The following is a 10,394-nucleotide window of genomic DNA, read 5'->3' as shown; positions in this document are numbered from 1 at the left end:
GGCAGCCGGCGAGGCCGCGCGCGCGGCCTGACGCGGCCTCCTCCGCGATGCGTTCGGCCCGCCGCAACGCGTCGCCGGGCGCACGCGGCGCTAGACCTCCGCCGCCGCGAGGAAAGGAAACGCCACCTCCGGCCTGCGCCCGCTCATCAGATCCGCCAGTGCGGCGGCCGAACCGCAGGCCAGCGTCCATCCCAGCGTGCCATGGCCGGTGTTGAGCCATAGCCCGGGGCGCGCGCTGCGTCCGATCAGTGGCACGTTTCCCGGCGTGGCGGGGCGCAACCCGGCCCAGGGTTCCGCGCGTTCGAGATCGATCGCGTGCGGGAAGCGCGCCTGCACCCACGCCATGATCGGCGCGATCCGCGCCGCGCGGATCGTGGTGTCGAAGCCGTCGAGTTCCGCCGTGCCGGCGACGCGCAGGCGGTCGCCCAGGCGCGAGCACACGATCCGGCGCGACTCGTCGGTCAGGCTCACGTAGGGTGCGAGCGCGGGCTCGAGTACCGGTGCGGTGATCGAGTAGCCCTTGACCGGGTAGATCGGCAGCCGCAAGCCGAGCGGCGCGGCGAGGCGCGGGCCGTGGCTGCCCAGGCAGAGCACGCAGGCGTCCGCGCGCAGGCTGTCGACGCTGCCGTCCGCGCGGCGCACGCGCGCGCCCACGACCCGGCCGCCGGATCCGGTCTCGAGCGCGCTCACCTCGGTCTCCCGGTGCAGGACCACACCACCTTCTTCCAGCCTGTGCGCGAGCGCGCGGGTGAACTTGTGCGCGTCGCCCGATTCGTCGCCCTGGGCGAAGATCCCGCCGGCCAGGCTGCCGGCGCACGTGGCCAGCGCGGGCTCGCGTTCCAGGCAGGCATCGCGGTCCAGCACCTCGGCCGCGATACCGAAGGCGCGCAGCTGCGCAGCGCGCGCGGGGGCCTTGGCGAACTCCCCGCGGCTGTAGAACAGGTGCAGGATGCCGCGCTCGAGCTGGTCGTATTCGAGGCCGAGTTCGGCGCGCAGCGCACGCAGTCGCTGCCCGCTGGCGAGCGCGAGCGCGGCGATCGCGACGGTGTTGCGGTGCGCCCGTGCGGGCAGGCATTCGAGCAGGAAACGCAGGCCCCAGGTCCACTGCGCAAGGGCGCGGTGCGGGCGGAACTTCAGCGGCGCGTCCGCGCGTCCGAGCCAGCGCAGCACCTGCGCGGGTGCGCCGGGGTTGGCCCAGGGCTCGGGATGGCTGATCGAGATCTGCCCGCCGTTGGCGAAGCTGGTCTCCAGTCCGGCGCCGGGCTGGCGGTCGACCAGGCTGACCTGGAAGCCGGCGCGGGTCAGGTACCAGGCGGTCGTGACGCCGGACAGGCCGGCGCCGAGAACCATGACGTGCATGAAGTGGAAAAGCGGGTTGGGGGTGCCGATGATAGCGCCTCGGCGGCTGCGGCAGCAGTCTCGCGGTTTCGGGCATCACGGCCCGTGCGCTCGTGGCGCGGAACCGCGATAATCCCGCCTTGTCCGTTTCGTTCAATGTCATGGAGCCTTGTCATGCGCCGAGTCACCCTTACCCAGTTCCTCATCGAGCAGCAGCGCGCCGGCCGCATCACCGCCGACCTGCGCCTGCTGATCGAGGTCGTCGCTCGCGCGGTCAAGGCGATCAGCGTCAACGTCTCCAAGGGCGCGCTCGCCGGCGTGCTCGGCGAGGCCGGCACCGACAACGTCCAGGGCGAGGCGCAGAAGAAGCTCGACGTCATCGCCAACGAGATCCTGCTGCAGGCCAACGAGTGGGGCGGCCATCTCGCCGGCATGGCCTCGGAGGAAGTCGAGACCATCTGCCAGATCCCCTTCGACCTGCCCAAGGGCGGCTTCCTGCTGCTCTTCGATCCGCTCGACGGCTCGTCCAACATCGACGTCAACATCTCGGTCGGCACCATCTTCTCGGTGCTGCGCAATCCGCCGGGCGGCACGGAGCCCACCGAGGAGAGCTTCCTGCAGCCCGGTCGCGAGCAGGTCGCGGCCGGCTACGCCGTGTATGGTCCTGCCACCCAGCTCGTGCTCACCGTGGGGCAGGGCGTGCACGGATTCACGCTCGACCGCGAGATGGGCAGCTTCATCTACACCCAGCCCTTCATGACCATCCCGGTCGATACCCAGGAATTTGCCATCAACGCATCCAATGCGCGCTTCTGGGAGGCGCCGGTCAAGCGCTACGTCGCCGAGATGGTGCAGGGCAAGGAAGGTCCGCTCGGCAAGGACTACAACATGCGCTGGGTGGCCTCGATGGTCGCAGACGTGCATCGCATCCTCACCCGCGGCGGCGTGTTCATGTACCCGATGGACGAGAAGTGTCGCAGCAAGGGCGGCAAGCTGCGCCTGATGTACGAGGCCAACCCGATGGCGATGCTGGTCGAGCAGGCTGGCGGCGCGGCCTCCACCGGGCGCGAGCGCATCCTCGACGTGATGCCGGACCGGCTGCACCAGCGCGTGCCGGTGATCCTCGGCTCGAAGAACGAGGTCGAGCGCGTCGCGGGCTACCACCAGGAGGACTGAGCGGGTGCGCTCGGGAGTGCGACACCCGCTGCGCCGGGGGCTGCGCTTCCTCGCGCTGGCCCTCGCGTTCGCGGGGGGTGGCGCGCTGGCGCAGGAGACCCTGGAGGTGCGCCTGCAGGCGCCCGACGAGGTGCGACCGCTGCTCGAGCGCCACGTGCGCCTGCTGCGCCAGGAGGCGCTCGAACTGCCCGAGGAGCAGGCCGACCGCTCGGCGATGACCCGGCGGGCGCGTCGCGAGGTGGCGGGCCTGCTCGCCACCGAGGGCTACTTCTCGCCGCGGGTGCGCTTCGATCGCAGCGACGCGCGCAATTGGGTGCTGGAGGTGGAACCCGGTCCGCGCACCGAGATCGCGCAGGTCGAGCTGCAGTTCGTCGGCGAGATCGCCACCTCCGGGCCGGGCGGCAGCGAGTACCTCGACCTGCTGCGCGCGGGCTGGAGCCTGCCGGTCGGCGCGCCCTTCAGCCAGGGCGGCTGGGACGGCGCCAAGCAGGCGCTGCTCGATGCGGTCGCGGCGCGCCGTTACGCCGCGGCGCGCATCGTGGCCAGCCGCGCCGAGATCGACCCGGAGAGCGCGCGTGCCACGCTGCGGGTGCGCATCGACAGCGGACCGAGCTTCTACCTTGGCGAGCTCGACGTGCAGGGCCTGGAGCATCTGCCGACCGATCTCGTCGAGCGCTACAGCCGGCTCAAGCCCGGTGCGCCCTACGACCGCGAGGAGCTGCTTGCCTTTCAGACCGGACTGCAGAACACCCCGCACTTCGGTTCGGTGATCGTCGACATCGAGCGCGACCCGACGCTGTCCGCAGCGGTGCCGGTGCGGGTCAAGGTCACCGAAGCACTGCCGCGCTATGCCGGGGTGGGGGCGGGCTATTCGACCAACACCGGCGCGCGCGTCGAGTTCAGCTATCGCGACGCCAACCTGCGCAAGCGCGGCTGGGAGTTGTCCTCCGGCCTGCGCATCGAGGAGCGCCGCCAGGCGCTGTTCGCCGACGTCTTCCTGCCGCCGCGCGGGCGCGACCGCGACAGCTTCGGCGCGCTCTACGAGGCCAGCGACCTCGAAGGGCTCAAGATCGACTCGCAGGCGCTCGGCGCCGCGCGCACCACGCTGCGCGGCGACATCGAGACCCAGCTCGCGCTGCGCCTGCAGCACGAGAACATCGAACCGGCCGGCGCGCCCTCGCGCTCGACCAACACCCTGAGCGCCAACTGGACCTGGAAGAAGCGCGCGGTCGACAACCTGCTCGACCCCACCCGCGGCTACGTGCTCGAGTTCCAGGTCGGCGGCGGCAGCAAGACGCTATTCTCCGACCAGGACTTCCTGCGTTTCTACTCGCGCGTCGCGCGCTACCAGCCGGTGCGCGGCACCGACGTGTTCATCCTGCGCGGCGAGGCTGGCGTGACCCTGGCCGACAGCCGCGAGGGCGTGCCGCAGGACTTCCTCTTCCGCACCGGCGGCGCGCAGTCGGTGCGCGGCTACGACTACCAGAGCCTGGGCGTGAAGGAGGGCGACGCGACCGTCGGCGGCCGCTACCTGGCGACCGCGAGCGCCGAGTACGTGCGCTGGTTCCGGCCGCAGTGGGGTGCGGCCGTCTTCGTCGATGCGGGGGATGCCGCCGATACCCGCGCGGACTACGATCTTCGCGTCGGCTACGGCGTCGGCGCGCGCTGGCGCAGCCCGGCGGGCCCGCTCGCGATCGATCTCGCCTGGGGCCACCAGGAACGCAGCCTGCGGCTGCATTTCGGGGTCGCGGTGGCGTTCTGAGGCGCGGCGCTCGATGGGCTGCCATCGGCCGATCGGCGTCTGCGCGCGCAGCGCTGCCCTTCGCCCCCGCGCCGTCCGCGTTCTGCTCGCCCCCTGGTCGCCTCGCCATTGCCCGCGGAACAGGAGTAGATTTTCACGGTGATCCGCGCGGCGAGGCCGAACAGGGAGGAGACGATGACCGCCAGACAACTGCTTTTCCGCGACGACGCGCGCCACCGCATCCTGCGCGGCGTGTCCCTGCTGGCCGATGCGGTGAAGGAGACGCTGGGGCCGCGCGCGCGCACCGTGCTGCTGCAGCAGCCCTATGGGCCGCCGATCGTGATCAACTCCGGGGTCGTGGTCGCGCGCGCGATCGAGCTCGCCGATCCCTTCGAGAACATGGGCGCCCAACTGGTGCGGGAGGTGGCGGCGCGCACTTCCGAAGTGGCGGGCGACGGCACCACCACCGCGACCCTGCTGGCTGCGGCCATCGTGCGCGAGGGCATGAAGCACGTCGCCGCGGGCATGAACCCGATGGATCTGAAGCGCGGCGTCGACAAGGCTGTCGACGCGCTCGTCGGCGCGCTGAAGGCGATGGCGCGGCCGTGCGGGACGCGCACCGAGATCGCCCAGGTGGCGAGCATCTCGGCCAACAACGACGCTGCCATCGGCGAGCTGATCGCCGACGCCATGGAGCGCGTCGGCAAGGACGGCGTGATCACCGTGGAGGAGGGCTCGGGCCTCGCGAGCACGCTGGACGTGGTCGAGGGCATGCAGTTCGACCGTGGTTACCTGTCGCCCTATTTCATCAACACCGAGGGTGCGCGCGTCGTGCTCGAGGATGCCGTCATCCTCGTGTGCGACCGCAGGATCGGCGCCGTGGCCGAGCTGCTGCCGGTGCTCGAGGTCGTGGCGCGCAGCGGGCGGCCCTTGCTGATCATCGCCGAGGAAGTCGAGGGCGAGGCGCTGGCGCTGCTGGTGGTGAACGCCGCGCGCGGCACGCTGAAGGCCTGCGCGGTGAAGGCGCCGGAGTTCGGCGAGCGCCGCCGCGCCATGCTCGAGGACATCGCGGTGCTGGCCGGCGCCACGCTGGTCGGCGGCGAGACCGGGATCGGCCTGGAACACGCCACCGCGGCCGAGCTGGGCAGCGCGCGCCGCATCGAGGTGGACAAGGACCGCTGCACGCTGGTGGGCGGCGGCGGCGCGCACGCGCTGATCGAGGCCCGCATCGCCCGCATCCGCGCCGAGCTCGAGGGCACGCGCTCCGACTTCGAGCGCGAGGGCCCGGAGAGGCGCATCGCGCGCCTGGCCGGCGGCGTGGCGGTGGTGAAGGTGGGTGGGGCCACCGAGTCCGAGATGAAGGAGCGCCGTGCGCGTGTCGAGGACGCGCTGCATGCGACACGCGCCGCGGTGGCCGAAGGCATCCTGCCCGGCGGCGGCGTGGCGCTGTTGCGCGCGCGCGCGGCGCTGGGCGTGCTGCATGGCGCCAACCACGACGAGGACTGCGGCATCCAGATCGTGCTGCGCGCGGTGGAGGAGCCGCTGTGCCAGCTCGTCGCCAACGGCGGCCTGGAACCTTCCGTGGTGCTGGACCAGGTGGCGGCGGGCAGCGGCGCGTTCGGCTTCAATGCCGCGACCGAGGAATACGGCGACCTCATCGCGATGGGCGTGCTCGACCCGTGCAAGGTCACGCGCAGTGCGCTGCAGAATGCGGCCTCGGTGGCGGGCCTGATCCTCACCACCGATTGCCTGGTGGCCGAGCTGCCGCAAGCCGGGGCTGTTGCGCCGGGCGGGTGATCGGCCGTAACGAGGCGCTGCGCCGCTGCATTCATCGCAAGGGGGACGTCGAAACGGCGGCGATGGGCCTCCTCATGCGCGGCCCGGGCTTCGGCAGCATGGCCGAGGCGGCCCTGCTGGCCTAAAAAGAAACCGGGGAGGTGGCCGACGCGAAGCCGTCGCTGCCATGCGACGATGAAGACGATGGTGAGGAGAAGGCGATGCAGCGCCCCGCGATCATCCACAAGACGGCCGCCGATCTGGCCGTGCCGCCCAATCTTGCCGACTACGCCGCGACCTGTGCCGGCTTCTCCTGGGACGCGGCGCGCGCCGAGCTGGCGGGGCTGCCCGGCGGCGGGCTCAACATCGCCCATGAGGCGGTCGAGCGCCACGCGCATGGCCCGCTGCGCGAGCGCATCGCCTTCCGTTTCCTCGGTGAGAACTCGCTCCGTGATGTCGGCTACGGCGAGCTGTCGCGCCTCACCAGCCGCTTCGCCAACGTGCTGCGGACCCTGGGCGTGCGGCGCGGCGAGCGTGTCTTCGTGCTGACCGGGCGCATCCCGGAGCTGTACATCGCGGTGCTCGGCGGCCTGAAGGCGGGCTGTGTGGTGTCGCCGCTGTTCTCCGCCTTCGGCCCGGAGCCGATCGCGACCCGGATCGGCATCGGCGAGGGGGCAGTGCTGGTCACCACCGACCTGCTGTACGAGCGCAAGGTGGCGAAGCTGCGTGATCGCCTGCCGAGCCTGCGCCATGTCTTGCTGGTGGGTGAGGAGGATGGCGCGACGGCCATCCCCGCCACCCAGGACCTCGCGATGCTGATGGCGCAGGCCGCGGACACGTTCGAGACGGTGGCGACCCGGCCCGAAGACCTCGCCCTGCTGCACTTCACCAGCGGCACCACCGGCACGCCCAAGGGTGCCATGCACGTGCATGGCGCGGTCCTCACCCACTGGGCGACCGGCCGCTACGCGCTCGATCTGCATGATGGCGACATCTTCTGGTGCACCGCCGACCCCGGCTGGGTCACCGGCACCTCCTACGGCATCGTCGCGCCGCTGCTGCACGGCGTGAGCTCCATCGTCGACGTGGCCGACTTCGATGCCGAGCGCTGGTACCGCATCCTGCAGGAGCAGCGGGTCAGCGTCTGGTACACCGCCCCCACCGCGATCCGCATGCTGATGAAGGCCGGGCCGGAGCTGGCGCGCGGTTTTTCCTTCCCCCGCCTGCGCTTCGTCGCCAGCGTGGGCGAGCCGCTCAATCCCGAGGCGGTGTGGTGGGGCCGCGACGTGCTCGGCAAGCCGATCCACGACAACTGGTGGCAGACCGAGACCGGCGGCATCATGATCGCCAACCTTCCCGCGCTCGACATCAAGCCCGGCTCGATGGGAAAGCCCTTGCCCGGTGTCGAGGCGGCGATCGTGCGTCCGCGCGAAGGCGGCGGCGTGGAGTTCGTCGATGCGCCCGACGAGGAGGGCGAACTGGCCCTGAAGCGTGGTTGGCCATCGATGCTGCGCGGCTACCTGAACAACGAGGAGCGCTACCGCAAGTGCTTCGCCGGCGACTGGTACCTGACCGGCGACCTGGCGCGGCGCGATGCCGACGGCTACTACTGGTTCGTCGGCCGCAGCGACGACGTGATCAAGTCGGCCGGCCACCTGATCGGGCCCTTCGAGGTCGAGAGCGCGCTGATGGAGCATCCGGCGGTGGCCGAGGCCGGCGTCATCGGCAAGCCCGACGACATGGTCGGCGAGGTGGTGAAGGCCTTCGTGTCGCTGAAGCAGGGCTTCGAGCCTTCGGAGGCGCTGCGCAAGGAGCTGCTCGGTCATGCGCGCAAGAAGCTCGGCGCGGCGGTGGCACCCAAGGAGATCGACTTCCTGCCGGTGCTGCCGCGCACGCGCAGCGGCAAGATCATGCGCCGGCTGCTGAAGGCGCGCGAACTCGGCCTGCCCGAAGGCGACACCTCCACGCTGGAGGCCGGAGCATGACGCGCACACGCAAGCCCAGGGCCTCTGCAGAGCGTCCGCTGGAGCTGCGCCTGCTGGCCGACATGCTGCGCATCCGCCGCATGGAGGAGAAATGCGCCGAGCTCTACGGTGCCGGCAGGATCCGCGGTTTCCTGCACCTCTACATCGGCGAGGAAGCCTGCGCCACCGGCGCGATGCACGCGCTCGCCGCCGACGATAACGTCGTCGCCACCTACCGCGAGCACGGCCACGCGCTGCTGCGCGGTGTGGGCATGGACGCGATCATGGCCGAGATGTTCGGCAAGGCGGCGGGCTGCTCGCGCGGGCGCGGCGGCTCGATGCACCTGTTCGACGTGGCGCGCCGCTTCTACGGCGGCAACGCCATCGTCGGCGGCGGCCTGCCGCTGGCCGTGGGCCTGGCGCTGGCGGACAGGCTGCAAGGCGTGCGCCGCGTCACCCTGTGCGTGTTCGGCGAAGGCGCGATGGCCGAAGGCGCCTTCCACGAGTCGATCAACCTCGCCGCGCTGTGGCAGCTTCCGGTGCTGTTCTGCTGCGAGAACAACCTGTACGCGATGGGTACGGCGTTGGCGCGCTCGGAGTCGCAGACCGACCTGTGCGCCAAGGCGGCGAGCTACCGGGTCGCCACCTTCCGCGCCGACGGCATGGACGTGCGCGCGGTGTTCGACACCGTGAGCCGCGCGGTGCGGCAGGTGAGGGAGGGGGGCGGCCCGGCCTTCGTCGAGCTGCAGACCTACCGCTTCCGCGCGCACTCGATGTTCGATCCCGATCTGTACCGCGACAAGGCCGAGATCGAGGAGTGGAAGCAGCGCGGCCCCATCCACAGCCTCTCCGCGCAGCTGAAGGCCGAGGGCAGGCTCGACGAGGAGGCCTTCCTCGCGCTCGATGCCGAGGCCGAAGCCGAGGTGGCCGCCGCGGTCGCGTTCGCCGAACAGGCGCCATGGGAGCCGGTGGCGGATCTGCTGAAGGACGTGCACACGCCGGCCGGCGCGGCCGCAGGGGGTACGCCATGAGGATGAGCTACCGCGAGGCGCTGCGGCTGGCGCTGCGCGAGGCGCTGCAGAACGATGCGCGCGTGTTCCTGATGGGCGAGGACGTCGGCCGCTACGGCGGCAGCTATGCGGTGTCGAAAGGCCTGCTGGAGGAGTTCGGCCCCGAGCGCATCCGCGACACGCCGCTGTCCGAACTCGGCTTCGTCGGCGCCGGCGTGGGGGCGGCGCTCGGCGGCCTGCGTCCGATCGTCGAGGTGATGACGGTCAATTTCAGCCTGCTGGCGCTGGACCAGATCGTCAACAGCGCCGCCCTGCTGCGCCACATGTCCGGCGGCCAGTGCTCGGTGCCGCTGGTGCTGCGCATGGCCACCGGCGCCGGGCGCCAGCTCGGCGCGCAGCACTCGCACAGCCTGGAGAACTGGTACGCCCACATTCCCGGCATCCGCGTGCTGGCGCCGGCCACCGTGGCCGACGCGCGCGGCATGCTCGCGCCGGCGCTCGCCGACCCCGATCCGGTGGTGATCTTCGAGCACGCCCAGCTCTACAACCTGGAAGACGAGTTGCCGGACGACTGGCGCTGCGACATCGCCCGCGCCGCGGTGCGCCGCGCCGGCGCGCAGGCAAGCGTGTTCGCTTACGGTGGCTGCCTGCCCAAGGCGCTGCAGGCGGCGGAAGAACTGGCGGCCCAGGGCGTCGAGGTCGAGGTGGTCGATCTGCGCGTGCTGCGCCCGCTGGACATCGACACCGTCGCCGCATCGGTGCGCCGGACGCATCGTGCGGTGGTGGTGGACGAAGGCTGGCGCAGCGGCAGCCTCGCTGCCGAGCTGATCGCGCGCATCGTCGAGACCTGCTTCTACGAGCTCGACGCGCCGCCCGCGCGGGTGTGCAGCGAGGAGGTGCCGATCCCGTACGCCAAGCACCTCGAGGAGGCCGCCTTGCCTCAGGTGCCGAAGATCGTCGCCGCGGTGAAGGAGCTGCTGAATGTTTGAGTTCAAGCTGCCTTCGCTGGGCGCCGACATGGACGAAGGCAAGCTGCTGGAGTGGCTCGTGCGCCCTGGAGACAGGGTCGTGAAGGGTCAGGTCGTCGCCATCGTCGACACCTCCAAGGCGGCGGTGGATGTCGAGATCTGGCAGGACGGCACGGTGCATGAACTGCTCGTGGAGCCGGGGACGCGGATGGCGGTCGGCACGGTGATGGCGACGCTGCTGGAGCCCGGCGAGGCGCCGGCGGCGAAAAGGACGCGCACGAAGACCGTGAAGGCGGCTGCAGCGGCGGCGGTGCCGGTGGTCGAAGCGCCCGCGGCGAAACCCGCGCCGGACGTCTCGCCCGCGCCGGCCGGGCGCTTGCGCGTCTCGCCCGCCGCGCGCAAGCGCGCCGAGGCGCTGGGA

General features: G+C 71.5%; 9 protein-coding genes. 8 read left to right on the top strand and 1 reads right to left on the bottom strand.

What is annotated here, in order from left to right; translation table 11 throughout:
• Positions 1–90: 90 nt before the first annotated feature.
• Entirely contained in the window at positions 91–1,359 is a 1,269-nt protein-coding gene (locus C665_RS15770; RefSeq protein ID WP_004322115.1) for a D-amino acid dehydrogenase, read from the bottom strand.
• Positions 1,360–1,512: 153 nt separating this feature from the next.
• Here C665_RS15770 and C665_RS15765 point away from each other — a divergent pair, with 153 nt between their 5' ends.
• The 8 genes from C665_RS15765 to C665_RS15735 all read left to right on the top strand — a co-directional run.
• Positions 1,513–2,514: a class 1 fructose-bisphosphatase gene (locus C665_RS15765; RefSeq protein WP_004322114.1), complete on the top strand. Its 1,002-nt coding sequence runs from the start codon at positions 1,513–1,515 to the stop codon at positions 2,512–2,514.
• Between the two features lie 16 nt (positions 2,515–2,530).
• Complete coding sequence (locus tag C665_RS15760; RefSeq protein ID WP_245537184.1) at positions 2,531–4,276, top strand: autotransporter assembly complex protein TamA; 1,746 nt, start codon at positions 2,531–2,533, stop codon at positions 4,274–4,276.
• 174 nt (positions 4,277–4,450) lie between these two features.
• A complete protein-coding gene (groL, locus tag C665_RS15755; protein WP_004322108.1) occupies positions 4,451–6,052 on the top strand; it encodes a chaperonin GroEL in 1,602 nt (533 codons plus the stop codon).
• Complete coding sequence (locus C665_RS21305; RefSeq protein ID WP_261789184.1) at positions 6,049–6,177, top strand: hypothetical protein; 129 nt, start codon at positions 6,049–6,051, stop codon at positions 6,175–6,177. The genes groL and C665_RS21305 overlap by 4 nt, the downstream gene beginning before the upstream one ends.
• A 75-nt stretch (positions 6,178–6,252) precedes the next feature.
• Positions 6,253–8,016: an acetate--CoA ligase gene (gene acsA, locus C665_RS15750; protein ID WP_004322106.1), complete on the top strand. Its 1,764-nt coding sequence runs from the start codon at positions 6,253–6,255 to the stop codon at positions 8,014–8,016.
• Positions 8,013–9,026, top strand: a complete 1,014-nt coding sequence (gene pdhA / locus C665_RS15745) for a pyruvate dehydrogenase (acetyl-transferring) E1 component subunit alpha (RefSeq protein ID WP_004322103.1) — start codon at positions 8,013–8,015, stop codon at positions 9,024–9,026. Before acsA ends, pdhA begins: the two co-directional genes overlap by 4 nt.
• Positions 9,023–9,994 carry an alpha-ketoacid dehydrogenase subunit beta gene (locus tag C665_RS15740; RefSeq protein ID WP_012585002.1) on the top strand — a complete coding sequence of 324 codons (972 nt, stop codon included), beginning with the start codon at positions 9,023–9,025 and terminating at the stop codon, positions 9,992–9,994. The genes pdhA and C665_RS15740 overlap by 4 nt, the downstream gene beginning before the upstream one ends.
• Positions 9,987–10,394: biotin/lipoyl-containing protein (locus tag C665_RS15735; RefSeq protein ID WP_004322097.1), on the top strand; the 408-nt coding region annotated here is incomplete at its 3' end. The genes C665_RS15740 and C665_RS15735, both read left to right, overlap by 8 nt.

It is taken from the genome of Thauera aminoaromatica S2 (genome assembly GCF_000310185.1).
Classification (GTDB): domain Bacteria; phylum Pseudomonadota; class Gammaproteobacteria; order Burkholderiales; family Rhodocyclaceae; genus Thauera; species Thauera aminoaromatica.
This window is presented reverse-complemented; position numbering and strand designations above follow the sequence as displayed.

Excerpts from the sequence above, each read along its gene's own strand:
- C665_RS15770 (WP_004322115.1), bottom strand. The coding sequence starts at position 1,359 with ATGCACGTCATGGTTCTCGGCGCCGGCCTGTCCGGCGTCACGACCGCC.
- C665_RS15765 (WP_004322114.1), top strand. The coding sequence starts at position 1,513 with ATGCGCCGAGTCACCCTTACCCAGTTCCTCATCGAGCAGCAGCGCGCC.
- groL (WP_004322108.1), top strand. The coding sequence starts at position 4,451 with ATGACCGCCAGACAACTGCTTTTCCGCGACGACGCGCGCCACCGCATC.
- acsA (WP_004322106.1), top strand. The coding sequence starts at position 6,253 with ATGCAGCGCCCCGCGATCATCCACAAGACGGCCGCCGATCTGGCCGTG.
- pdhA (WP_004322103.1), top strand. The coding sequence starts at position 8,013 with ATGACGCGCACACGCAAGCCCAGGGCCTCTGCAGAGCGTCCGCTGGAG.
- C665_RS15740 (WP_012585002.1), top strand. The coding sequence starts at position 9,023 with ATGAGGATGAGCTACCGCGAGGCGCTGCGGCTGGCGCTGCGCGAGGCG.